Annotated in this window: 25 protein-coding genes; 15 read left to right on the forward strand and 10 right to left on the reverse strand. The window is 70.2% G+C overall.

Going from position 1 to position 23860, the window contains the following annotated elements; translation table 11 throughout:
* Position 1: 1 nt before the first annotated feature.
* Complete coding sequence (locus DEU34_RS05240; protein ID WP_121149113.1) at positions 2-1018, forward strand: ABC transporter permease; 1017 nt, start codon at positions 2-4, stop codon at positions 1016-1018.
* Between the two features lie 14 nt (positions 1019-1032).
* Here the strand turns inward: DEU34_RS05240 and DEU34_RS05245 are convergent, their stop codons facing one another.
* On the reverse strand, positions 1033-1632 hold the full coding sequence (locus DEU34_RS05245; RefSeq protein WP_121149114.1) for a PH domain-containing protein: 600 nt from the start codon (positions 1630-1632) through the stop codon (positions 1033-1035).
* 62 nt (positions 1633-1694) lie between these two features.
* Here DEU34_RS05245 and DEU34_RS05250 point away from each other — a divergent pair, with 62 nt between their 5' ends.
* On the forward strand, positions 1695-3458 hold the full coding sequence (locus DEU34_RS05250; protein ID WP_121149115.1) for an ABC transporter ATP-binding protein: 1764 nt from the start codon (positions 1695-1697) through the stop codon (positions 3456-3458).
* Between the two features lie 130 nt (positions 3459-3588).
* On the forward strand, positions 3589-5499 hold the full coding sequence (gene typA / locus DEU34_RS05255; RefSeq protein ID WP_116646220.1) for a translational GTPase TypA: 1911 nt from the start codon (positions 3589-3591) through the stop codon (positions 5497-5499).
* Positions 5500-5553: 54 nt separating this feature from the next.
* Here the strand turns inward: typA and DEU34_RS05260 are convergent, their stop codons facing one another.
* On the reverse strand, positions 5554-6102 hold the full coding sequence (locus tag DEU34_RS05260; RefSeq protein ID WP_121149116.1) for a helix-turn-helix domain-containing protein: 549 nt from the start codon (positions 6100-6102) through the stop codon (positions 5554-5556).
* 65 nt (positions 6103-6167) lie between these two features.
* Here DEU34_RS05260 and DEU34_RS05270 point away from each other — a divergent pair, with 65 nt between their 5' ends.
* The 6 genes from DEU34_RS05270 (at position 6168) to DEU34_RS05295 (ending at position 10517) form a co-directional block, all read left to right on the forward strand.
* Positions 6168-6935, forward strand: a complete 768-nt coding sequence (locus tag DEU34_RS05270; RefSeq protein ID WP_121149117.1) for an AzlC family ABC transporter permease — start codon at positions 6168-6170, stop codon at positions 6933-6935.
* Positions 6932-7246, forward strand: a complete 315-nt coding sequence (locus tag DEU34_RS05275; RefSeq protein WP_121149118.1) for an AzlD domain-containing protein — start codon at positions 6932-6934, stop codon at positions 7244-7246. Before DEU34_RS05270 ends, DEU34_RS05275 begins: the two co-directional genes overlap by 4 nt.
* Positions 7247-7281: 35 nt before the next feature.
* Positions 7282-7677, forward strand: coding sequence for a DUF6113 family protein (locus tag DEU34_RS05280; RefSeq protein ID WP_121149119.1), 396 nt, complete (start codon positions 7282-7284; stop codon positions 7675-7677).
* The gene (fdxA, locus tag DEU34_RS05285) at positions 7674-7994 is read left to right on the forward strand and encodes a ferredoxin (RefSeq protein WP_116646225.1); all 321 of its coding nucleotides are present in this window, start codon (positions 7674-7676) and stop codon (positions 7992-7994) included. The genes DEU34_RS05280 and fdxA overlap by 4 nt, the downstream gene beginning before the upstream one ends.
* Before the next feature lie 4 nt (positions 7995-7998).
* On the forward strand, positions 7999-9105 hold the full coding sequence (gene dapC, locus DEU34_RS05290) for a succinyldiaminopimelate transaminase (RefSeq protein ID WP_121149120.1): 1107 nt from the start codon (positions 7999-8001) through the stop codon (positions 9103-9105).
* Positions 9106-9221: 116 nt separating this feature from the next.
* Complete coding sequence (locus tag DEU34_RS05295) at positions 9222-10517, forward strand: citrate synthase (protein WP_121149121.1); 1296 nt, start codon at positions 9222-9224, stop codon at positions 10515-10517.
* 107 nt (positions 10518-10624) lie between these two features.
* On the opposite strand, the gene dapD is transcribed toward DEU34_RS05295, so the two are convergent.
* On the reverse strand, positions 10625-11581 hold the full coding sequence (dapD, locus tag DEU34_RS05300) for a 2,3,4,5-tetrahydropyridine-2,6-dicarboxylate N-succinyltransferase (RefSeq protein ID WP_121149122.1): 957 nt from the start codon (positions 11579-11581) through the stop codon (positions 10625-10627).
* Between the two features lie 78 nt (positions 11582-11659).
* Between dapD and dapE the strand changes: the two genes are divergently transcribed.
* From dapE to DEU34_RS05315, 3 genes are all read left to right on the forward strand, one after another.
* Positions 11660-12736, forward strand: coding sequence for a succinyl-diaminopimelate desuccinylase (gene dapE, locus DEU34_RS05305; RefSeq protein ID WP_121149123.1), 1077 nt, complete (start codon positions 11660-11662; stop codon positions 12734-12736).
* Positions 12718-13938 (forward strand): hypothetical protein, encoded by a 1221-nt coding sequence (locus tag DEU34_RS05310; protein ID WP_121149740.1) that lies wholly within the window; start codon positions 12718-12720, stop codon positions 13936-13938. Before dapE ends, DEU34_RS05310 begins: the two co-directional genes overlap by 19 nt.
* 69 nt (positions 13939-14007) lie before the next feature.
* Positions 14008-14178 (forward strand): DUF3117 domain-containing protein, encoded by a 171-nt coding sequence (locus DEU34_RS05315; RefSeq protein ID WP_116646231.1) that lies wholly within the window; start codon positions 14008-14010, stop codon positions 14176-14178.
* A gap of 54 nt (positions 14179-14232) precedes the next feature.
* On the opposite strand, the gene DEU34_RS05320 is transcribed toward DEU34_RS05315, so the two are convergent.
* The gene (locus DEU34_RS05320) at positions 14233-14871 is read right to left on the reverse strand and encodes an O-methyltransferase (RefSeq protein WP_116646232.1); all 639 of its coding nucleotides are present in this window, start codon (positions 14869-14871) and stop codon (positions 14233-14235) included.
* Positions 14872-14943: 72 nt separating this feature from the next.
* Between DEU34_RS05320 and DEU34_RS05325 the strand changes: the two genes are divergently transcribed.
* The gene (locus DEU34_RS05325; protein ID WP_246134023.1) at positions 14944-15321 is read left to right on the forward strand and encodes a Sec-independent protein translocase TatB; all 378 of its coding nucleotides are present in this window, start codon (positions 14944-14946) and stop codon (positions 15319-15321) included.
* A 9-nt stretch (positions 15322-15330) separates the two neighbouring features.
* On the opposite strand, the gene DEU34_RS05330 is transcribed toward DEU34_RS05325, so the two are convergent.
* From DEU34_RS05330 to DEU34_RS05350, 5 genes are read right to left on the reverse strand one after another with little or no spacing between them, the layout of a single operon-like run.
* Positions 15331-16458: an epoxide hydrolase family protein gene (locus tag DEU34_RS05330; protein WP_121149124.1), complete on the reverse strand. Its 1128-nt coding sequence runs from the start codon at positions 16456-16458 to the stop codon at positions 15331-15333.
* 37 nt (positions 16459-16495) lie between these two features.
* Positions 16496-18031: a carboxylesterase/lipase family protein gene (locus DEU34_RS05335; RefSeq protein WP_121149125.1), complete on the reverse strand. Its 1536-nt coding sequence runs from the start codon at positions 18029-18031 to the stop codon at positions 16496-16498.
* 55 nt (positions 18032-18086) lie between these two features.
* Entirely contained in the window at positions 18087-19241 is a 1155-nt protein-coding gene (locus DEU34_RS05340) for a P-loop NTPase (RefSeq protein ID WP_121149126.1), read from the reverse strand.
* Positions 19238-19762, reverse strand: a complete 525-nt coding sequence (locus DEU34_RS05345; RefSeq protein ID WP_121149127.1) for a DUF1003 domain-containing protein — start codon at positions 19760-19762, stop codon at positions 19238-19240. The genes DEU34_RS05340 and DEU34_RS05345 overlap by 4 nt, the downstream gene beginning before the upstream one ends.
* The gene (locus DEU34_RS05350) at positions 19762-21072 is read right to left on the reverse strand and encodes a magnesium transporter MgtE N-terminal domain-containing protein (protein ID WP_121149128.1); all 1311 of its coding nucleotides are present in this window, start codon (positions 21070-21072) and stop codon (positions 19762-19764) included. The genes DEU34_RS05345 and DEU34_RS05350 overlap by 1 nt, the downstream gene beginning before the upstream one ends.
* A 64-nt stretch (positions 21073-21136) precedes the next feature.
* Between DEU34_RS05350 and DEU34_RS05355 the strand changes: the two genes are divergently transcribed.
* Entirely contained in the window at positions 21137-21748 is a 612-nt protein-coding gene (locus DEU34_RS05355; protein WP_121149129.1) for a general stress protein, read from the forward strand.
* Entirely contained in the window at positions 21745-22410 is a 666-nt protein-coding gene (locus tag DEU34_RS05360) for an alpha/beta family hydrolase (protein WP_121149130.1), read from the forward strand. Before DEU34_RS05355 ends, DEU34_RS05360 begins: the two co-directional genes overlap by 4 nt.
* Before the next feature lie 3 nt (positions 22411-22413).
* Here the strand turns inward: DEU34_RS05360 and DEU34_RS05365 are convergent, their stop codons facing one another.
* Positions 22414-23835, reverse strand: a complete 1422-nt coding sequence (locus DEU34_RS05365; RefSeq protein ID WP_121149131.1) for an aminopeptidase P family protein — start codon at positions 23833-23835, stop codon at positions 22414-22416.
* Between the last annotated feature and the right edge of the window lie 25 nt (positions 23836-23860).

Below are 23860 nucleotides of genomic sequence, written 5' to 3' on the forward strand. Positions count from 1 at the left end.
GATGACCCAGATGATGCCCGAACCGACGCAGCCCGAAGCCGGCGCCGTCGTGACGACCGACGACGACACCGTCGGCGTGAGCCAGGGGCGGCTGATCCTCCGCCGATTCCTCGCCAACCGCGTGGCGGTGGTCTCCGGCATCCTGTTCGTGATCATCGCCGCGTTCTCCATCTCGGCGGTCGGCCTCGGTCCGATCCCCGGGTGGTGGAAGTACGACTTCTCGACGCTGAACCCGCAGATCGACGGCGGCGCGCCCTCCCTCTCGCTTCTCCCGGAGTGGCTGGGCGGATCGGGACTCGCGCTGGGGGAGCACCCCTTCGGTCAGGACCGCATCGGTATCGACTACTTCGCCATGACCATGCGCGGCATCCAGAACTCGATCCTGGTGATGTTCGTCATCGGCATCGTCGGAACGGTCGTCGGCACGGTGATCGGCGCCCTCGCGGGGTACTACCGTGGCCTTCTCGACTCGATCCTCATGCGCATCACCGACGTGTTCATCGTGATCCCCGTGCTCGTCATCGGCGCCGTCGTCGGACGCACCACGGGCGGCCTCGGCGTCCTGCCGCTGGCGTTCTTCCTCGCCATGGTGTCGTGGATGGTGATCGCGCGTCTCGTGCGCGCCGAGTTCCTGTCGCTGCGCGAGCGCGAGTTCGTCGAGGCGGCCCGGGTCGCGGGCGCGAGCGACTTCCGCATCATCTTCAAGCACATCCTGCCGAACGCGATCGGCGTGGTGATCGTCGCCGCGACCCTGCTCGCCGCATCCGCCATCCTGCTCGAGACGGCACTGAGCTACCTCGGTCTGGGCGTGCGCCCGCCCGAGGTATCGCTGGGCCTGATCATCTCCGACAACCAGTCGGCCTTCCAGACCCGCCCCTGGCTGTTCTGGTGGCCGGCCGCGTTCATCGTGCTGCTCGCCCTGCTGATCAACTTCGTCGGCGACGGCCTGCGCGATGCGTTCGACCCGCGCCAGAAGCGGTTCTCGCTGCGACGGACGAAGGAAAAGGCATCGTCGTGATGCGCGCCGTGCTCTCAGACGAGCAGCGCCGCGCCGGCGAGGGCGGCAACGCCGAGCGCGACGGCCGCCACGGCGCTCACGCGCGGGTGCGGCCGGACGGCGATGCCCTCGGCCAGTCCGGTCTCGATCAGACCGCGATCCCGTCGGTCGTGCCAGCGGGTGAGCACCAGGTCGGCCGCGTCTCCGGAGTCGGTTCCCGGCAGGTCGCCGGGGCGTACGCCGGTGGCGTCTCCGCCCTTTCGGCGGTGACTGCGCGCGGCGCGGAGCGACGACAGCGAGCCGGGCGCGGGAGCCGCGGTGGCGCGCACACGACGGTTCGGGGTGTGGAGCGTGAGCGCGTACTGCGTGTCGACGTGGATCAGCGCCTCCCACGGAACGCGGTACTGCGTGAAGACGTTCACCACGGTCACGCCGGCGTCGTCCACGCCGAGGTAGGGCGCCCACAGCAGGGCCCAGATCAGCGCGGCACCTCCGGCGCACCCGAGCGCGACCGACGGAGCGATCGAGAGACCGCCGGGCGTCACCAGGGTGATCACGATCGCCACGGCCAGCAGCGCCCACGCCACGTAGCTCAGCACCCTGTTGAACGTCGAGCGGAACACGGTTTCGGCCATGCGGCCATTCTCCCATCCACGATCGTCGCGTCCTCGCGGACGACGGCGGGAAGGATCTCATCATGAGCACCCCCGTCCAGCCGAAAACCCCCGCCCTGGAGATGACCGACGTGAGCGTCGACTTCGCGGTCGACGACGTCTGGGTCCCCGCGGCGAAGAACCTGAACTACCGGATCGATCGCGGCCAGGTCGTGGCCGTCGTCGGCGAGTCGGGTTCGGGCAAGAGCGCGAGCTCGATGGCGATCCTCGACCTGCTGCCCCGCAACAGCCGGGTGCGCGGCAGCATCATGCTCAACGGGCGAGAGATCACGGGCCTGTCCTCCCGTCAGCTCCGCCAGCTGCGCGGCCCTCAGGTCGCCGCGATCTTCCAGGAGCCCATGACGGCGCTCAACCCCGTGCTGACGGTGGGCTTCCAGATCATCGAGGCCATCCGCGCGCACACGTCCAAGAGCCCGTCGGAAGCGCGTGAGCGCGCGATGGAGCTTCTGGGCCTCGTGGGGCTCCCCGACCCGGCGAAGGCGTTCGCGTCGTACCCTCACCAGCTCTCCGGCGGCCAGCGCCAGCGCGCCATGATCGCCCAGGCGATCAGCCTCGACCCGGCCCTGCTCATCGCCGACGAGCCGACCACGGCCCTCGACGTCACCGTGCAGGCCGAGATCCTCGATCTGCTGCGCGACCTCCGCGACCGCCTCGACTCGGCGATCCTCCTCATCACCCACGACATGGGCGTGGTCGCCGACCTCGCCGACTGGATCGTCGTGATGAAGGACGGCGAGGTCGTCGAGCAGGGCCCCGTCGCGCAGGTGCTGCGCGAGCCGCGCGATCCGTACACCAAAGAGCTGCTCGCAGCCGTTCCCCGCCTCGGCGAGGGGTCGGGCGCCGGTGGCAGCGTCGACGTCGTCGAGGCGCTCGCGCAGGTCGTCGAGGAATCCGCCCACGGCGGCAGCACCGAGACGGCGGCGGATGCTGCGGCAGCCCCCGTCATCGTCGAACCGGTCCTCTCGCTCGATCGCGTGTCGATCGAGTACGGCAAGCGGGGGAGGGTCGCGGCTTTCCGGGCCGTCGACGAGGTCTCGCTCGCGATCGCGGAGGGCGAGATCCTCGGCCTCGTCGGCGAGTCGGGGTCGGGCAAATCGACCATCGGTCGTGCGGCGATCGGCCTGCAGCCGATCGCCGACGGGAAGCTCGTGGTCGACGGCGTCGACATCAGCGCGGGTGGGCGCAAGCTCATCGGTTCGCTGCGCCGCCGGGTGGGCATCGTCTTCCAGGACCCGTCGTCGTCGCTGAACCCGCGCCTGCCGATCGGCGAGAGCATCGGCGAGCCGCTGCTGCTCTCGGGCGAGGCCAAGGGTGCTGACCTCAGCCGCCGCGTCGAGACCCTCCTCGACGAGGTGCGCCTGCCCCGCAGCTACCGCAACCGCTACCCGCACGAGCTGTCGGGCGGTCAGAAGCAGCGCGTCGGCATCGCCCGCGCGCTCGCGCTCAAGCCCCGCCTGCTCGTGGCCGACGAGCCCACCAGCGCCCTCGACGTCTCGGTGCAGGCGCGCGTGCTCGAACTCCTCGTCGAACTGCAGCGCGAGTACCGTTTCGCGTGCCTGTTCATCAGTCACGACCTCGCGGTCGTCGACGCGATGGCAGACCGCATCGTCGTGCTCCACAACGGCAAGATCGCCGAGCAGGGCACGCGCGACGAGATCCTCCGTTCGCCGAAAGAGGCGTACACGCAGCGCCTCATCGCCGCCATCCCGGTGCCCGACCCCGAGGTGCAGGCGGCTCGCCGGGCCCTGCGCCACAAACTCCTGCAGACCGAGAACGACGCATCCTGACCCGATGACGACGCCGGCCGCCGGGCATCCGCCCGGGGGTCGGAAAGGGTCGTGCCCGCTTGCCCTGTCGGGCCGGATAGACTAGGGGGGCCCGATTCCGGGCGCCCTCCCCGAACCGCAAGGATTATTCATGGCGCACGCCCTCCGTTCCGATTTGCGCAACGTCGCGATCGTCGCGCACGTCGACCACGGCAAGACGACGCTCGTGGATGCGATGCTGCGCCAGACGGGCTCGTTCGGCTCGCACGAGCACATGGAAGAACGCGCCATGGACTCGAACGATCTCGAGCGCGAGAAGGGCATCACGATCCTCGCGAAGAACACGACGATCACCTACAACGGCGCCCACACCGAAGAGCCCATCACCATCAACGTGATCGACACCCCCGGCCACGCCGACTTCGGCGGCGAGGTCGAGCGCGGTCTGTCGATGGTCGACGGCGTCGTGCTTCTGGTCGACGCGTCGGAGGGTCCCCTCCCGCAGACCCGCTTCGTGCTGCGCAAGGCGCTCGAAGCCAAGCTCCCCGTCATCCTCCTGGTCAACAAGACCGACCGACCCGACGCCCGCATCGCCGAGGTCGAGGAAGAGGCGCACGACCTGCTCCTGGGTCTCGCCTCCGACCTGCAGGACGACGTGCCCGACCTCGATGTCGACGCCCTGCTCGACGTTCCGGTCGTCTACGCGTCCGGCCGCGCCGGTGCCGCCTCGCGCAACCGCCCCGACAACGGCGCGCTGCCCGACAACGACGACCTCGAGCCGCTCTTCGGCGCGATCCTCGAGCACGTCCCCGCCCCGGCGTACGACGACGAGGCGCCGCTGCAGGCGTGGGTCACCAACCTCGACTCCTCGCCCTTCCTCGGCCGCCTGGCGCTCCTGCGCGTCTTCAACGGAACGCTCAAGAAGGGCCAGACGGTGGCCTGGGTCCGCGCCGACGGCTCGACGAGCAATGCGCGCATCACCGAGCTGCTCAAGACCCGCGCGCTCGAGCGCTACCCCGCCGAGTCGGCCGGCCCCGGCGACATCGTCGCCATCGCCGGCTTCGAAGACATCACGATCGGTGAGACGATCGCCGACCCCGACGACGTGCGTCCGCTGGCGCAGATCCACGTCGACGACCCGGCCATCTCGATGACGATCGGCACCAACACCTCGCCGCTCATGGGCAAGGTGAAGGGCCACAAGCTCACCGCCCGCATGGTGAAGGACCGTCTCGACCGCGAGCTCATCGGTAACGTGTCGATCAAGGTCGTCGACATCGGACGCCCGGATGCGTGGGAGGTCCAGGGTCGTGGCGAACTCGCCCTGGCGATCCTCGTCGAGAACATGCGCCGCGAGGGCTTCGAGCTCACGGTCGGCAAGCCCCAGGTGGTCACGAAGAAGGTCGACGGCAAGACGTACGAGCCCTTCGAGCACCTGACCATCGACGCCCCCGAGGAGTACCTCGGCGCCATCACGCAGCTGCTCGCCGGCCGCAAGGGGCGCATGGAGGGCATGACGAACCACGGCACGGGCTGGGTGCGCATGGAGTTCGTCGTCCCCTCGCGCGGCCTCATCGGTTTCCGCACCGAGTTCCTCACCACCACGCGCGGCACCGGCATCGCCAACGCGATCTCGCACGGCTACGAGCCGTGGGCGGGCGCCATCTCGACCCGTCAGAACGGGTCGATCGTGGCCGACCGCTCCGGTGTGGTGACCCCGTTCGCGATGATCGCCCTGCAGGAGCGCATGTCGTTCTTCGTGCAGCCGACCCAGGAGGTCTACGAGGGCATGGTCGTCGGCGAGAACTCGCGCGCCGACGACATGGACGTCAACATCACGAAGGAGAAGAAGCTCACGAACATGCGTGCCGCGAGCTCCGACACCTTCGAGTCGATGACCCCGCCCCGACTGCTGACGCTGGAGGAGAGCCTCGAGTTTGCCCGCGACGACGAATGCGTCGAGGTGACCCCGGAGGCCGTCCGCATCCGCAAGGTCGAGCTCGACGCGAACGTGCGCGGCCGCACCGCCTCGCAGCGCAAGCGCCAGGACGCCGGGGCCTGAGACTCCCGCACCCATGACGAAGGCCCCCGGATCCGTCCGGGGGCCTTCGTCGTGTCAGCGCAGTTCCGACACCATGACCGCACTGGTGCCGGGCAGGAGCGCCTCGAACACGTGGGCGGCGTCTCCGGCGTACGACAGGTAGTCCCCGGGCTCGAGCACGACGGCGGCGTCGGAGGGGCCCACGCGCGCCTGTCCGCCGATCAGCACGACGTGCTCGGTGGTCCCGCGCTGGTGCGGTGTCGACAGGCGTGGTTCACCGGGCTCGGCCCGGATCAGATAGATGTCCCGACGCGCGTTCGGAAAACTCGCAGACAGCAGCGAGGCGAGATACGGCGCGGCCGAGGAGGGAACGCCGGGCGCCTCGGCGGCGCGCACGAGCGTCGGCGCGCCCGTCTCCTGGTCGACGAAGACGGCGAACGGCACCCCGAGCGCGTCGGCGAGAGCCCAGAGCGTCTCCACGCTGGGATTGCCCGAGCCGCCCTCCAACTGCGACACGGTCGCCTTCGACACCCCGGCGCGTCGGGCGAGCTCGGAGACGGAGACGCCGGCGGCCTCGCGTTCCCGGCGCAGGGTGTGAGCGATGCGGGGTCCCAGGATCGTCATCTGTTCAGTATGTCAAACGATCGTTCAGCTTGACTAGCCACCCGAGCGCGTTCACACTGTCAGTCATGCGTTCATTCCGGCGAACAGGCGGGCTGCGCGACCCCCTATCGCGTCGAGCCGCCCGGCAGGGGCTCGCGGTGGCCCTGGCGACGAGCGCCTACGGCATCTCCTTCGGTGCGCTCTCGGTCGCCTCCGGCCTCGACGTCTGGCAGACCTGCGTGCTGAGCCTGTTCATGTTCACGGGCGGATCGCAGTTCGCGTTCGTCGGTGTCATCGGCGCGGGAGGGCCCGCCGCGGCTCCCGCCGCCATCGCGTCGTCGGCGCTGCTGGGCGTGCGAAACGCCGCGTACGCGATGCGCATGTCGCCCGTGGTCGGACGCGGCTTCTGGCGTCGCGCGGCCGCGACCCCCTTCACCATCGACGAGTCGACGGCGGTCTCGCTCGCGCAGACGACGCCCCGGGCGCGCGCGGTCGGGTTCTGGGTCACCGGCATCGCGATCTACGTCGGCTGGAACATCTCCACCCTGGTGGGTGCGCTCCTGGGCGACGTGCTGGGGGATCCGAGACAGTACGGGCTGGATGCTGCGGCCGCAGCCGCCTTCCTCGCTCTGCTCTGGCCGCGCCTGAGGGGGCGGCAGGCGATCGCCGTGGGAGCCGCTGCCGCTGTCGTCGCCGTGCTCCTCACGCCGGGCCTCATGCCCGGTGTGCCCGTCATCGTCGCCGCACTCGTCGCGCTGGCGGTCGGGTGGTTCAACCTGCTCGGTGGATCGAACCGACGCGGGGGAGCAGCATCCGAGCCGGCCGACACCCCCGAACGGAAGGGCCTGCCGTGAGTCTGTGGAACGCCGTGCTGCTCGCCTCGGTCATCTGCGTCGCCGTGAAGGCCGTCGGCTACGCGGTTCCGGGCCACTGGCTCGAAGCCCCCCGCCCGGCCCGGATCGCCGATCTGCTCACTGTGGCGCTCCTGGCCGCCCTGGTGGCCGTGCAGACCCTCGGGGTGGGGCAGGCGATCGTCGTCGATGCGCGCCTGCCGGCCGTGCTGGTGGCGGGAGGGCTTCTCGCCGTCCGGGCGCCGTTCCTCGTCGTCGTCGCCGCCGCCGCGGCTGTCGCTGCACTCCTGCGCCTGTGGGGCTGGGCGAGCTGAGAGCGGTGCCGAGACGCCGCGGTTACACTGACGCGGTGACGACCACGGTATCCCGCCTGCTGACCTGGCTGATCGCTGCGGTGATCGGCGTCGTGTACGGCACGGCGGCGACCGTCGCGCAGGCCTTCACGATCGGTGTGCTCCCCGTGGGGCTCGTACTCGCCACCGTCGGCACGACCGCTCTCTTCGTCGCTCTGCGCCTGCTCGTGGGCGACCGGTGGACGACCCTGGCCGGGGGCCTCGGCGCGATCCTCGCGATGGTCGTCTTCTCGGGCACCGGCCCGGGCGGATCGGTGATCGTGGCGGCTCCGACCCCCGACACGGAATGGATTCCGCTCACGTGGACCTTCGTCGTGCCGATCATCGTCGCGCTGGTGTTCGCGTGGCCCGACACCTCACGCCTCCCCGCGCCCCGTAAACTGGTCGAGTGACGTATGTGATCGCTCTTCCGTGCGTGGATGTCAAAGACCGCGCCTGCATCGACGAATGCCCGGTCGACTGCATCTACGAGGGTGAACGGTCGCTCTACATCCACCCCGACGAATGCGTCGACTGCGGTGCGTGTGAGCCGGTCTGCCCCGTCGAGGCCATCTACTACGAAGACGACCTGCCCGAAGAGTGGTCGGACTATTACAAGGCCAACGTCGAATTCTTCGACGACATCGGCTCTCCGGGCGGTGCCGCCAAGGTCGGCGTGATCGCCAAGGATCACCCGGTCATCTCGGTCCTCCCGCCCCAGGGCGAGTAGGCCGATGGGCGTCGCCGATCTCGCCGACTACCCCTGGGACGCCGTCGCGCCTTACGCCGAGACGGCCCGTCGTCACCCGGGGGGCATCGTCGATCTCTCCATCGGTTCCCCGGTCGACCCCACGCCCGACGTGATCGCAGACGCGCTGAAAGCAGCGACCGACGCGCACGCGTATCCCCAGACCGCGGGAACGCCGCTCCTGCGGGAAGCGATCGTGCAGTGGTACGCGCGCCGGCGCGGGGTGGCGGGCCTCACCCCCGAACACGTGCTCCCGACGGTCGGCTCGAAAGAGCTGGTCGCACTGCTGCCCCTGCTGCTCGGCCTGGGTGCCGGAGACACCGTCGTGCATCCGCGGGCGGCCTACCCCACCTACGAGGTCGGTGCCCGTCTCGTGGGGGCGACACCGGTCGCCGCCGACGATCCCGCCGACTGGCCCACCGGGACGAAGCTCGTCTGGATCAATTCCCCCGGCAATCCCGACGGGCGCGTGCTCGGAGTCGACGACCTCCGCCGTGCCGTGGCACGTGCGCATGAGCTCGGCGCGGTGCTCGCGTCGGACGAGTGCTACGCCGAGCTCGGCTGGGAGGGGGAGTGGGCGGATTCCGCGGTCCCCAGCATCCTCGATCCTCGCGTCGTCGGCGACGACCTCGCCGGCGTGATCTCGGTCTACTCCCTCAGCAAGCAGTCGAATCTCGCGGGATACCGCGCGGCCTTCCTCGCCGGCGATCCGACGATCGTGTCGAGGCTCCTCACGGGTCGCAAGCATCTGGGCCTGATGCCGCCGGCGCCGGTTCAAGCCGCGATGGTCACGGCCCTCGGCGACGATGAGCACGTCCGCGCCCAGAAGGCCCGTTACGCCGAGCGCCGGGCCGTGCTGAAGCCGGCGGTCGAGGCCGCCGGGTTCCGCGTCGACCGCAGCGAGGCGGGTCTCTACCTCTGGGCCACGGAGGGGCGCGATGCCTGGGAGAGCCTGAGCAGGCTCGCCGATCTCGGCATCCTCGCCGGCCCCGGACACTTCTACGGGTCGCACTTCCCGCAGCACGTGCGTCTGTCGCTCACCGCGACCGACGAGCGGATCCGCGCGGCGGCCGAGCGGTTGCGGTCGGCGTAGATCCGCCCCTTTTGGTTGCGACCTCCATCAGACCGGTCCATCCTTTGGCGGTGTCCGCCGTACCCGCCGACGACTTATAGGCTGTAAGAACCGATCTGATTTCGCGAGGAGGCGCCATGAGCGACGCGGCAGCGCAGGACGACAAGGCCACCGTCACCGTCGGCGGCACCACGGCAGAATTCCCGGTCATCCGAGGAACCGACGGCGCCCCGAGCGTCGACATCTCGACGTTCACCCGGCAGACGGGTCACACGACCCTCGACTACGGGTTCGTCAACACCGCGTCGACGAAGTCGGAGATCACCTTCATCGACGGCGACCAGGGCATCCTGCGTTACCGCGGCTACCCGATCGGCCAGCTGGCGCAGAACAGCACCTATCTCGAGGTCGCGTGGCTGCTGATCTACGGCGAGCTGCCGACCGCCGACGAGCTGGCCGCCTTCGACGAGCGCATCCGTCGCCACACCCTTCTTCACGAAGACCTGAAGCGCTTCTTCTCCGCGCTTCCCCACACCGCGCACCCCATGTCGGTGCTCTCGGCGGCCACGGCGGCGCTCTCGACGTACTACGAGGGCGAGTCCGACCCGCACAACCCCGAGCACGTCGAACTCAACACCGTGCGCATGCTGGCCAAGCTCCCCGTGATCGCGGCCTACGCGCACAAGAAGAGCGTCGGCCAGGCGTTCCTCTACCCCGACAACTCGCTGGGCTTCGTCGACAACTTCCTCAAGCTCAACTTCGGCGTGCACTCCGAGCACTACGAGGTCGACCCCGTGATGTCGCGGGCGCTCGAGCGGCTGCTCATCCTCCACGAAGACCACGAGCAGAACGCGTCGACGTCGACCGTGCGCCTTGTCGGCTCGACGGGCGCCAACCAGTTCTCGTCGATCTCCGCCGGCATCAACGCCCTCTACGGTCCGCTCCACGGGGGCGCCAACGAGGCGGTGCTGGCCATGCTCGGCCGCATCCGCGACTCCGGCGAGAGCGTCGAGCGTTTCGTGGAGCGCGTGAAGAACAAGGAAGACGGCGTGAAGCTCATGGGCTTCGGGCACCGGGTCTACAAGAACTACGACCCGCGCGCCAAGCTCGTGAAGGAGTCGGCCGACGAGGTGCTGCAGGCTCTCGGCGTGAGCGATCCGCTGCTCGATCTCGCGAAGGAGCTCGAGGAGATCGCCCTCCACGACGACTACTTCAAGGAGCGTCGCCTCTACCCGAACGTCGACTTCTACACCGGCGTGATCTACAAGGCGATGGGGTTCCCCACGCGCATGTTCACCGTGCTGTTCGCCATCGGCCGACTGCCGGGATGGCTCGCCCACTGGCGCGAGATGCAGCACGACCCGCAGACCAAGATCGGTCGCCCGCAGCAGCTCTACACGGGAGCGCCCGAGCGCCCCTATCCCGGCGCCTGAGTTCGCTCGCCCGCCTGACGACGAAACCCGTTCCTCGCAGCGAAACCCCCGCAGAATGTCGGGGTCTCGCCGGGGGGAACGGGTTTCGTCGTCAGGCCGGGGCGGCGTTACGCGTGCAGCGCCTCGTTGAGGGTGACGCCGACGCCCGAGCGGACGGATGCTTCGACCGCGCCGGTGAGCGAGTTGCGTCGGAAGAGCAGCCCATCGCGACCCGAGAGGTTGGAGCCCTTCGCGGTCGGGAGGGCGCCGTCGGCGTTCGCGGGCTTGTCGGCGAGCACGATCTTCGATCCGGCGGTGACGTACAGGCCCGCCTCGACGACGCAGTCGTCGCCGAGCGAGATGCCGATGCCCGCGTTCGCGCCGAGAAGGGTGCGGGCGCCGATCGACACGCGGTGCGACCCGCCGCCCGAGAGGGTGCCCATGATCGACGCCCCGCCGCCGATGTCGCTGCCGTCGCCCACGACGACGCCCTGCGAGATGCGGCCCTCCACCATCGAGGCGCCCAGCGTGCCCGCGTTGAAGTTGACGAAGCCCTCGTGCATCACGGTCGTGCCGGGGGAGAGGTAGGCGCCCAGGCGCACGCGCGACGCGTCGGCGATGCGGACGCCCGCCGGCGTGACGTAGTCGAGCAGGCGGGGGAACTTGTCGAGGCCCTGCACCTGGATGCCCTCGCGCAGGAGGAACGGGCGCAGACGCGTCGCGTCGTCCGGGTGCATCGGGCCCGCGTTGGTCCACGCGACGTTGGGCAGGTGGGCGAAGATCCCCGTCAGATCGACCTCGTTGGGCATCGCGAGCCGGTGGGAGAGCGCGTGCAGGCGCAGGTAGGCATCCGCCGTCGAGGTGGGCGCAGCATCCAGGTCGACCTCGATCGCGATGACCTCGGTGGTGACCGCGCGTCGGGGGTCGGCGACAGCGAGCTGGTCGAGGGTCGCCGGCGGGATCGCCGGGTCGAGTCCGAGCGGCAGTCGCCCGAGCGCGGGTTCGGGGAACCACGCGTCGAGGACTGTGCCGCTCTCGCTCACAGTCGAAAGGCCGAATCCCCATACCCAACGGTTGTCACTCATGCTTCCACGGTACTGGTCCCGCCGAGGCGGGCCGTCCTGCGGGCAGGGGGCGGTGCGAGCGGTCGGTAGAATCGGGCCATGCCGGTACTCGACCTGTCATCGTCCGCGGTCGATCTCACCCGCACCATCTGCGACATCCCCAGCGTCTCCGACGACGAGGGCGCACTGGCCGACGCGATCGCGGCCGCCGTCGCCGACCTCCCGCACCTCGAGGTCTACCGCGACGCAGACACGATCGTGGCCCGCACGAACCTCGGGCGCACCCAGCGGGTGGTGATCGCGGGGCACATCGACACGGTTCCGATCAACGCGAACCTCCCCACCCGTGCCATCGACATCGACGGTGAGCCGCACCTCTGGGGCCGCGGCACCGTCGACATGAAAGCCGGCGTGGCGGTGCAACTGAAGCTCGCGGCCGAGCTGACCGATCCGCGGGTCGACATCACCTGGATGTGGTACGACCACGAGGAGGTCGCCGCCGACCTCAACGGACTCACGCGCCTCGCCCGCACGCGGCCCGATCTGTTCGCGGGTGACTTCGCCATCCTCGGTGAGCCGTCGAACGGTCAGGTCGAGGGCGGTTGCAACGGCAACCTGCGCGCGATCGTGCGCACCAGCGGAACGCGGGCGCACAGCGCGCGGGCATGGATCGGCGACAACGCCATCCACCGCGCAGCACCCATCCTCGGGCGCCTCGCCGAGTACCGCCCCCGCGACGTCGAGGTCGAGGGCCTCGTCTACCGCGAAGGCCTGAACGCCGTGCGCATCGCCGGCGGCGTCGCCGGGAACGTCATCCCCGACGCGTGCGAGGTCGAGGTGAACTACCGCTTCGCTCCCAGTCGCGACGGTGAGGAGGCCTCGCGCCACATCCGCGAGGTGTTCGACGGCTTCGACGTGGAGGTCATCGACCTCGCCGAGGGGGCCCGCCCGGGCCTCGACGCGGCGCTCGCGCAGGAGTTCGTCCGCGCGGTCGGGGCGGAACCCCGCCCGAAGTACGGCTGGACCGACGTCGCACGGTTCTCGGCGATGGGAGTGCCCGCGGTGAACTTCGGGCCCGGTGACCCGAGCCTCGCCCACCACGACGAGGAGCGCGTCCCGCTGCGCCAGATCGATGACGTCGAGCGCGGACTCCGGGCGTGGCTGACGCAGTCCTGACACGCGCGGGGCGCGGCTGGAGGCACCTGCCGGTCGCCGCCCGGATCGGTATCGTCTACGTGCTCGCGCGCGTCGTGACGACCCTGTTCCTGCTGCTCGCCGCCCACCTCTCGGTGCAGGGCTCGCGTTTCGGCGACGGCGCCGGGTTGGGCGACTTCGCGGTCGGGTGGGATGCGACGTGGTACTGGTTCACCGCGGTCAACGGCTACCCGGCCGATCTGCCGTTGACCGACACCGGAGCGGTCGCCGAGAACTCGTGGGCGTTCATGCCGCTGTACGCGTACGCGTCGGCCGGCCTCGGCGTACTTCTGGGGTCCTGGGGTGCCGGAGCCCTGGTGATCTCCGTGACGGCCGGGTATGGCGCATCCGTCGCCCTGTACGCCCTGATGCGCCCGCGACTCGATCGCTCCGCGGCGATGTGGGCCGTGGTGTTCTTCGCCTCGGGCCCGCTGTCGGCGCTGTTCCAGGTGGGGTACGCGGAGTCGCTCTTCCTCTTCTTCCTCCTCGTCGCGCTCTGGTGCCTACGGGAGCGACGGTACGGATGGCTGTACCTGCTGATCCCGCTCATGGGGTACACCCGGCCGGGGATCCTCGCGTTCGCCCTGCTGCTGGGTCTGTACGGCGTGTGGCGCTGGTTCCGGCGTCGGAGCGAGACGTTGCCGGTCCGCGAGATCGTCCACATCGTCGCGCTCGGAGCGCTGGCGACGGTCGTGGGCTTCTCCTGGCAGCTGATCGCGGCGGCGGTCACGGGAGACTCCGGCGCCTACCTGGCGACGGAGCTCGCGTGGCGCCGCAACTGGCTCGGTGAGACGTCGCCGCATTTCGTGCCGTTCGACGGATTCGTCCAGGCATCGGCCTTCTGGTTCCGCACCTGGGGGCTCGGCGAGATCGCGGGGTACGTCGCCCTCGTCCTGCTGGTCGTCGGACTCGCCGCGGTACTCCTCCTGCTACCCCAGGTGCGCACGCTCGGAATCGAGGTGCGCCTCTGGTCGGCCAGCTATCTGCTCTACCTTCTCGCGGTGTTCTTCCCGCAATCGAGCATCTTCCGGTTGCTCGTTCCGCTGTCGCCTCTTTGGGGCGCTCTCGCTGTTCCGAAGTCGCCCGTCTGGCGCCTGAGCGTGCTCGCGCTCGCCCTCCTGGGGCAGTGGTGGTGGATCTACAACATGTACGCCCTGGGCAACACCTATTGGCAGATCCCCTGAGGCCGCCGTTATGTTGCGTTCGCTCACGATAAACTACTTATGCAGACCTAACGACGAAAAGGAGCCACGATGGCAGCCATGAAGCCGAGAACCGGGGACGGGCCGATGGAGGCCGTGAAGGAGGGGCGCCTCATCATCGTGCGTGTTCCGCTCGAGGGCGGCGGGCGCCTGGTCGTCTCCGTCAACGATGCGGAAGCCAAGGAGCTCTACGACGTGCTCAGCGGGGTCGTCAGCGCCTGACGTCTCTTCCTTCACGATGGCGATCGCTCTTCGGCGCGGTCGCCATCGCCGTTCTCACGGGGTCTCGGGGAGCGTCGTGAGTTGCAGAAGACCCTCGCCCGTGATCGACAGGGCGCCGATGACCGCGGGCGACGCCTGCGTCTCCTGGATCAGGGATCGGTAGGCGGCGGTCTGAGGGTCGCGGCGCACCGGGTCGGAGACGGCGCCGCCGGCGAGCACCCGCGGGACGAGCACCGTACCTCCCGCGCGCACGAGTCGGAGGCCGTGCTCGACGTATTCGATGACGCCCTCGGGATCGGCGTCGATCAGCACGATGTCGTACGACGCCTCGTTCATGCGGGGGAGCACGTCGGAGGCCCGACCGGTGATGAAACGGGCGCGTGCGGCGGGGATCTTCGCGTCGGCGAAGGCCTGGCGCGCGGCGCCGAGGTGCTCGGGCTCGCTATCGATCGTGGTGAGGGTCGCGCCGGGTGCGCCGCGCAGGAGCCATAGGCCCGAGACGCCGCCCCCCGTGCCGACCTCGATGATGCTCCGGGCGCGGGATGCTGCGGCGATGACCGCCATCTGAGCACCCACCGGCGCGCTCACGGGCTGGGCTCCGAGTTCGAGGGCGTGCGCGCGCGCCCGCGCGATGTGCTCGGGCTCCACCGTCGCCTCCGACACGAATCGCTGGTTCGCTTCGCTACCGCTCATCTCGACCTCCTCGCACAGATTACGTGGGCGAGGCACAGCACACGGGTAGGCGCGACGACTACGCTGAGACCCATGTTCTTCGGGCTCACGATCGAGAAGCTGCTGCTGATCGGGGTGATCGCCGCGCTCCTCATCGGACCCGAAAGACTTCCTCGCTACGCCGAGGGGCTCGCGCGTCTGACGACCCGCGCGAAGGAGATGCTGCAAGGCGCTCGATCGCGGGTCCGTGACGAGATGGGCTCCGAGTTCGACGACGTCGACTGGCGTAAGCTCGACCCCCGTCAGTACGACCCTCGACGCATCATCCGCGAGGCTCTTCTCGACGACGCGCCGGTCGCGAGCGTGCAGGCCGCGAGCGTGGCGGCCACGATGGCCGCGGCGGGGACGGAACCGACCCGCGGGGCCTTCTCGCCCGACGTTCGCCCCCCGTTCGACTCCGAGGCGACCTGACGGGCATAGTCAGCGCAGTGGTCTGAGGAACTCCCGGAGGTCGTCGGCCAGCAGCGCAGGCTCTTCGTGCGGTGCGAAGTGACCACCACGGGGCATGCGGGTGTAGCGCACGACGTCGTAGGTGCGTTCCGCCCACTCGCGCGGGGGCTGCGTGAGGTCGAACGGGAAGACCGCGACAGCCGTGGCGACGGGCACGGGCGCGACGCGCGACGTGCGACCGGTGGCGAACTCCCAGTAGGGCCGGAACGACGTCGAGATGGAGTTCGAGAACCAGTAGAGCGACGCCTGCGTGAGGAGGACGTCGTCGCTGAACCTCGATGACAGGACTCCATCGCAATCGCTCCACGCCCGGTACTTCTCCACGATCCACGCGAGGAGCCCCGCGGGGGAATCCGAGAGCGCCGGTGCGAGGCTGAGCGGCCGCGTCTGCTGCTCGTGCTCGTATCCGCCCTCCTCGTCGTGCCACCGATCCGCCGAGGCGAGATACGCCCGCTCGGCGGCGGAGAGCGTATCGGGGTCGAAGGAGAGGGGCGACGCCACCGCGAGGAGGTGTATCGCCACGACCGATTCGGGATGGGCTTGCGCGAGTCGCGACGTGATCCCGGCACCGAGGTCGCCGCCGTGCGCGGCGTAGCGATCGAAGCCGAGACAGTCGCGCATCAGCCGATGCCACAGCTCGTGGGTCTGATCGTCGTGAGACGGGCGCTGCGGCGAGAACGGGAACCCCGGGAGGGCCGGCACGATGACGGTGACCGCGTCCGCTGCGTCACCACCGTATTCGGACGGGGCGGAGAGGTGCCGGGCCAGATCGACGAGCTCGACCGCCGTGCTCGGCCATCCGTTCGTCAGGATCACCGGGAGTGCGCCGACCGTCTCGGCATCGAAGCGCAGGTAGCGCAGCGGCACCCCGTCGAGCACGACCTCCGCCCACGGCAGAGCGTTGATCTCCCGTTCGTGCGCCTCCCAGTCGTAGCCGTCCGCCCAATACGCGACGAGACGGCGCAATTCGGCCTCGTCGGTTCCGGCAGCCCACCCATCAAGAGGCCACCGAGGCGCCCATCGCGTGTTCCGGAGCCGGTCCCGAAGCTCGCTCACGTCAGCGGCCGACACGTTCGACACACGCGCGAGGGCACTCATGATCGGCCTCCCCGCGGTTCCGGCCCCGCGCCGTCCCTCACGGGAAGGCCAGGGGAGTCGTGCCCCAGACGCTCAGGCCCTCGGCGTCGAGGTCGGCGACCGCGGCATCCGTCCTGTCGATGACGAGAGAACGGCGCTCGGGCACGGTGTACGGCTGCCACGGTGCGCTGTCGTCGTCGGCCGAGGGCACGCCGTCGACGGCGAACCCGATCCACCTCGACTGCATGCGGGTCGACACGGCCCGGCCGGTGCGCAGCCCGCCGAGCCGGAAGGTGATGTCCTTGCGCGACGTGGCGAGGTTGCCCCAGACGTAGGGCAGCTCCGTGCCGTGCGAGGCACCGATTCCGAGCAGGCGCAGAAGCGGCGTCGTCCAATCGAACCGGTACAGGTACGTGGGCGCGACGCGGCTGTGACCCTCCGCGACCCAGACGGTGGGCATGCGGAACCCGAGGTCTCGCGAGATCGCCGGTCCGCGCGCGGGGGCCCTCAGGCCGCTGTAGGCGCCGGCGATCTCGGCGTCGGCGGGCACGTCGAGATCGGGGCGCTCGGCGCGCAGATCGGCCGTCATGGCGGCGAGGGCTTCGGTGCTCACCGGCATGAGCGGCGACTTCATGCGCGTGAACAAGGTCGCCTCGTCGCGGTTGGTGCCGATGATGAGGGGGACGGGTAGCGAGGCGCCGCGAGCGAAGACGGCGGACGGATGCTGCGGGACCAGGTCGCCGTCGACGACGGGGGCGAAAGCGAGGGTGCCCGGGTCGTCGGTCGGGACACGGGAGAAGATGTCCATGCCCGCCGAGGTGATCCGATCCGCGTCGACACCTCGAAGCGTGGCGGCGTCGGATGCGTCGATCCCCAGGTCTGCCAGCAGAGTGCGGGCGACGTGCTCGGAGCGGTCCTGGCCGTAGACGGACGTCGCCGGGGAGCTCTCGGCGATGGCGCGGGAGAAGAGTCCGTCCGCCTCCGGCACCGTGAGCAGCGTCGTCACGATCCCGGCACCGGCCGATTCGCCGAACAGCGTGACCCGGTCGGGATCGCCGCCGAAGGCGCGGATGTTCTCCTGCACCCACCGGAGGGCTGCGATCACGTCGCGGAGCGCGGGATTCGGATCGGCGTCGTCCACAAGACGGGACAGGTCGAGGAAGCCCAGTGCGCCCACCCGGTAGGCGAGGGTCACGACGATGACTTCGCCGGTGTGGGCGAACGACCGCCCGTTGAACATCGGCTGCGCCGTGCCGCCGAACATGTACGCGCCGCCGTGCACCCAGGCCATCACCGGCAGGTCGTCGCCCGGGCGGGCGGAATCAGGTGCCCAGACGTTCAGGAAGAGGCAGTCCTCGCTCTGCGAGACGCCGTCCGGGAACACGATGATCTGGTTCGGGGGCTGCACGGGCATGGGTCCGAACGCGGTCGCATCCGCGGGGTCGGTCCACGGATCGGGGGGCAGAGGCGCGCGCCACCGCAGCTCCCCGACGGGTGGAGCAGCGAACCGGATGCCCCGGAAGCTGCGGACCGACCCGTCGGAGGTACCCCGGACCGGCCCGTGAACGGTGTCGACGATGTCGTTGTCTGCCACGCGGCATCCTTCCCTCGGATGGCGTCAGGCTATCGGGCGCCGTCCGGTGCGCCGCTCAGCGGGGAGTGAAAGGCAGGCTGCGCCCCGAGAGGCCGCGGCCCTGGCGGGCGAGCGTCGCCGCCACCGCGTCGATGGCGCGAGCTGCGGGGTCGGCCGGATCGGCGACGACCACGGGGATTCCGACGTCGCCACCCGTGCGCAGCGCCGGGCTCAGCGGCACCGTGCCGAGCAGGGGGACCGTCTCACCCGTCGCGGAGAGCGCTGTGGCGACCTCCGACCCGCCCCCCGCGCCGAAGAGGTCGAGGGAGCTGCCGTCAGGGAGGGTCATCGCCGACATGGTCTCGACGACCCCGATGATCCGCTGCCCGGTCTGGCGCGCGACGAGCCCGCTGCGCACGGCGACGTCGGATGCTGCCGGCTGGGGCGTCGTGACCACGAGCACCTCCGCGTGGGGGAGCAGTTGGCCGACGGAGATCGCGACATCGCCCGTGCCGGGAGGCATGTCTAGGAGGAGGAGGTCGAGGTCGCCGAAGAAGACATCGGTGAGGAACTGCTGCACCGTGCGGTGGAGCATCGGGCCCCGCCAGGCCACGGCGCCCGCGGCGTTCTCACCGGGACGGCGGAGGAACATGCCGATCGAGATGACCTTCACGTCGTAGGCCACCGGCGGCAGCATGAGGTCGTCGATGCGGGTCGGCGCCGGCGGCAGGCCGTCGTCGTCGACCAGTCCGAGCAGGGCGGGGATCGAGAACCCGTGCACGTCGGCATCGATGAGACCCACACGCAGCCCGCGGCGCGCCAGCGCCACGGCGAGGTTCGCCGTCATCGTCGACTTGCCGACACCGCCCTTGCCGCTCGTGACGGCGATCACCCGCGTGAGGGAGTCGGGGCCGAAGGGCATCTGGCGCGCGGGCCGTCCGTCGCGCAGCTTCTCGGTCAGCGCCTTGCGCTCATCGGGGCTCATGACGCCGAGCTCGACATCGACCGCCCCGATGCCGGTGACACCCGCCGCGGCGGCGCGCACCTCGCGCTCGATCCTGACGGCGGCCGGGCAGCCGACGATCGTGAGAGCGATGCCCACGCGGGCGAGGTCGCCCCGCACCTCGATCTCTCGCAGCATGTCGAGCTCCCCGAGGGGGCGGCGCAGTTCGGGATCGACGACACCGGCGACGGCCGAGCGCACCGCGTCGGTCAGCGCGGCGTCGCTCACGGGGCGGTCGACTCGCGGTCGTCGCGTCGGTCGAGCTTCTTCAGAAGACCCTTGAGTTCGGCGCGAAGCACCTCTCGCGTGACGACCTCGTCGGTCGATTCGCGCACCGCCATGCGCAGCGCGACGACCTCGCGAGCGAGGTACTCGGTGTTCTCGAGGTTGCGCTCGGCACGCTGTCGATCCTGCTCGATCTGCACGCGGTCGCGGTCGTCCTGTCGGTTCTGAGCGAGCAGGATGAGGGGTGCGGCGTACGAGGCCTGGAGCGAGAGGATCAGCGTGAGCAGGGTGAAGTTCGTCGCGACCGGGTCGAACTGCCACTCCACGGGTGCGGTGGAGTTCCACGTCAGCCAGACGACCACGAAGACCGTCATCCCGATCAGGAAGCCCGACGTGCCCATCGCCCGGGCGAACGCCTCGGAGAACTTGCCGAAACGGTCGCGCGACGGATGCGCGGTGCGGCCGAGCTTCCCGCCGCGGTCGCGAGGGGCGTCGAGGGCGATGCGACGTTTCTGGCGGGCCATCATCGCCTCCTCGGGGGCACGGTCGGAATACTTGTGGTCGCGAGCGGCCGCACGGGGGCCGTCGACTTCGGATCATCGCTGTCGTGCGAGCGCCAGTCGTCGGGCAGCAGGTAGTCGAGCACGTCGTCGACGCTCACCGCGCCGACGAGGCGATGGGCCTGATCGACCACGGGCAGCGACACGAGGTTGTAGCTCGCGAGGAGACGCGCGACCTCGGCCGCCGACGCGGTGGCGGGCACGGCCGACACGGTGTCGTCGATGATCGCCCCGAGGCGCTCGTGCGGGGGATAGCGCAGCATCCGCTGGAAGTGCACGGTGCCCAGAAGCCGTCCGGTCGGGGTCTCGTACGGGGGAAGCGTGACGAACACGGAGGCGGCGAGGGCGGGATGCAGCTCGTGCCGGCGGATGAGCGCGAGGGCCTCGGCGATCGTGGCATCGGCCGACAGCACGATCGGTTCGGGGGTCATGAGACCGCCGGCCGTGTCGGGGCTGTACTTCAGGAGTGCTCGGACGTCATCGGCCTCCTCGGGCTCCATGAGGTCGAGGAGTTGCTCGAGACGGCCTTCGGGGAGCTGGCCGAGGAGGTCGGCGGCGTCGTCCGGCTCCATCGCGTCGAGGATGTCGGCGGCGCGCTCGTCTCCGAGCTGCTCGAGGATGTGCACCTGCTCCTCTTCGGGCATCTCTTCGAGGGCGTCGGCAAGTCGGTTGTCGGGAAGCTCCTCCGCGACCTCGATGAGGCGGTCGCCGGGAAGATCGAGCAGCGTGTTGGCGAGATCGGCGGGCTTGAGATCGGCATAGGTCGCGACGAGCTGCTCCGCCGACTGCGACTCGCCCGGCACCTGCTGCTCGCGCACCTCGGACCACGACGCGAACGTCGTCGCGCCGCGCGCGAACGGGGAGGCGCTCGTCTTCGGTCGACGAAGGAACAGCTGACCGACGTCCCAGTCGCCCAGCCGACTGCGCTCGATCGCGACGTCTTCGATGACCGCGTCGCCCGAGCCGTCGACGAGGAAGACGCGTCGGCCAAGGAGCTCGGCCATCACCCGCACCTCGCCGCCGCGCTGCTGGAAGCGGCGGACGTTGATGAGTCCCGTCGTGATGACCTGACCCGTGGCGATGGAGGTCACGCGACCGATGGAGACGAACACGTGCCGTCGCCCGGGGATCTCCACGACCAGCCCCACGACCCGGGGCGGATCGGATGACCGGTAGATCACCACCACGTCGCGGACCTTGCCGAGCCGGTCACCGGCAGGATCGAATACCGTACAGCCCGCGAGGCGAGCGACGAAGACTCGTTGCGTGCTCACTCCCCCAGAGTAGCCCGCGACCTCCGCCGATCGGGTGCGCGCCGCTGCGTGAGAGAATGAACGCATGAGCATGCTCGGCGGACGCGTCCCCTCCGGTCGCGAAGAAGTCGGGGAGCAGGTGGCGTCCTTCCCCACGTACGAGGGCGCGCAGAAGGCGGTCTCGGCTCTCATCGCCGCCGACGTCCCCGCGCGCGACATCGCGATCGTCGGCAAGGGCCTGCGCTCCATCGAGCGCGTGACCGGCCGGCTCGGCTACGCGACGGCGGCGCGATCGGGCGCCGTGAACGGCGTCCTGCTCGGTCTGCTCTTCTCGTTCATCTTCGTGCTCGGCGAACCGACGGTGCAGATCGGCGCGTTCCTGGGTGTCATGTTCGTGGGCATCGCGATCGGCATGCTGCTGAGCCTCATCACCTACTCGATCGTGCGTCGTCGTCGCGATTTCGCCTCGGTCATGCAGGTCGTCGCCGACCACTACGAGGTCTGCGTGACGGCGTCGAGCCTGCACCGCGCGCGCCAGATCGTCGGTCCGGGCACCGCCCCCGCGTCCGACCCGTCGACGACGGCAGACCCGACGCCCGTGGCCCCCCAGCCCGAGGAGCCGCCCCGATACGGTGAGCGTCTTCCGCCGGCCGCGCCCTCGCAGGGCGCGCCGGAACGGATCGAACCTCCCGCGTGAGCGACCGGCCGCTGACCGTCGAGCTCCCGGCCGGCCCGGCGACCGTCTCGACGGTCTGGGAGCGGCCCGATGGCGCCTGGGCGACGATCGCCGTCGCGCACGGTGCGGGCGCGGGCTACCGGCATCCGTTCCTCGAGGGGCTCGCGCGCTCGCTCGTCGACGCCGGCATCGCCACCCTGCGCTTCAACTTCCCCTACGTCCAAGCGGGACGGCGGATGCCGGGACCGGCCGCTCACGCGATCGAGACCTGGGGCGCGGTCTTCGCGTGGCTGGACGACGCCGCGGCGCCCGGGCCCGTGTGGGCCGCCGGCAAGTCGTACGGCGGGCGGATGGCCTCGATGGCGGCGGCGGCCGGAACCATCGCCCCGGCGGGGCTCGTCTACCTGGGTTATCCGCTGCATCCTCCCGGCGACCCGTCGAAGGCGCGCACCGCCCACCTGCCCGACATCGCGCAGCGGCAGGTCTTCATCGAGGGCACGAACGACCCGTTCATCGAGCCCCACGATCAGCTGGAGGCGGCGGTCGCCGCCTGCCGCGATGCGACGCTGCGGTGGGTCGACGGCGGCGGTCACTCGTTCGAGGTGAAGGGCCGCAGGCGCCCCGCCGACGAGATCGGCGCCGACATCGCCTCGATCGTCGTCGAGGCGATGCGGGCGGGCTGACGCTCAGCGCTGCGAGAGGCGCGCCACCCACTCCTCGACCTCGTCGGCGGTGCGGGGGATGCCCGCCGAGAGGTTCTCGGGTCCGTCGACGGTCATGAGGATGTCGTCTTCGATCCGCACACCGATGCCCCGATACTCCTCGGGCACGGTGAGGTCGTCGACTTGGAAGTAGAGACCGGGCTCGATCGTGAAGACCATGCCGGGCTCGAGCTCACCGTCGTAGTACATGTCGCGGCGGGCCTGAGCGCAGTCGTGCACGTCGATACCGAGGTGATGGCTCGTGCCGTGCACCATGTAGCGGCGGTGCTGGCCGCCCCGCCGCGGATCGAGCGCTTCGTCGGCCGACACCGGCAGCAGACCCCATTCGGCCACGCGCGCGGCGATGACCTCCATGGCGGCTTCGTGGACGGAGCGGAACTTCGCGCCGGGCTTCGCCGCGGCGAATGCCGCGTCTGCGGCCTCGCGCACCGTCTCGTAGATCTTGCGCTGGACGGGCGAGAACGTGCCGTCCACGGGGATCGTGCGCGTGATGTCTGCGGTGTACAGGCTGTCCACCTCGACCCCCGCGTCGACGAGCAGCAGGTCGCCGGGCAGCACGGCACCGTCATTGCGCGTCCAGTGCAGGTAGCAGGCGTGCGGGCCGGACGCGGCGATGGTGTCGTAGCCCTCGGTGTTGCCGTCGCTGCGCGCCCGCTGGTGGAACACGCCCTCGATGATCCGCTCTCCGCGCGGGTGCGCGACGATACGGGGGAGATCGGCGACGATGTCGTCGAACCCCTTCACGGTGACGTCGACGGCGAGGCGCATCTGCGAGATCTCCCAGTCGTCCTTGACGAGTCGCAGCTCGGAGACGACGCGCGCCAGATCGTCGTCGTCGCCGAGGGTGACGTCGTCGTCGCCGTGCTCGAGCGAGTCGAGGTGCGCGGTCGTGAGGCCCAGGTCGGCGGACACCCCGGCGAGCGAGGGGCGGGGACCGATCCAGAACTCGCCGATCGAGGCGTCGGCGTAGAACTCGGGGGTCGTCCGGTCGGCGCGTTCGCGGAAGTAGAGCACGACGTCGTGCCCGCCGTCGCGCGGGTCGAAGACGAGCACGGAGTCGGGCTCGGACTCGTTCTCCCACCCCGTGAGATGCGCGAAGGCGGAGTGCGGCCGGAACGGATAGTCGGTGTCGTTGCTGCGCTGCTTCAGACCGCCGGCCGGGATGACGAGCCGCCGGCCCGGGAACGCGCGTGAGACGGCATCCCTGCGGCGAGCCGCCCAGGCGGCCTGCTCGCGCGGCTCGGGGACGCCGTCCGGACGCGTCGCCCAGCCCTCGGCGATCGCGTCGAGGAATCCCTGCGGGAAGGGCTGCCGTCGGTTCGTCGTGGTCTCGGCCGGCGCGCCGTCGGTCGCGGTCGTCGTGTCGTTCTGGCCTGCGTCGCTCATACTCCCAGTGTCTCACCGGGAGGAT

The organism is Microbacterium sp. AG1240 (assembly GCF_003635115.1).
Taxonomy (GTDB): domain Bacteria; phylum Actinomycetota; class Actinomycetes; order Actinomycetales; family Microbacteriaceae; genus Microbacterium.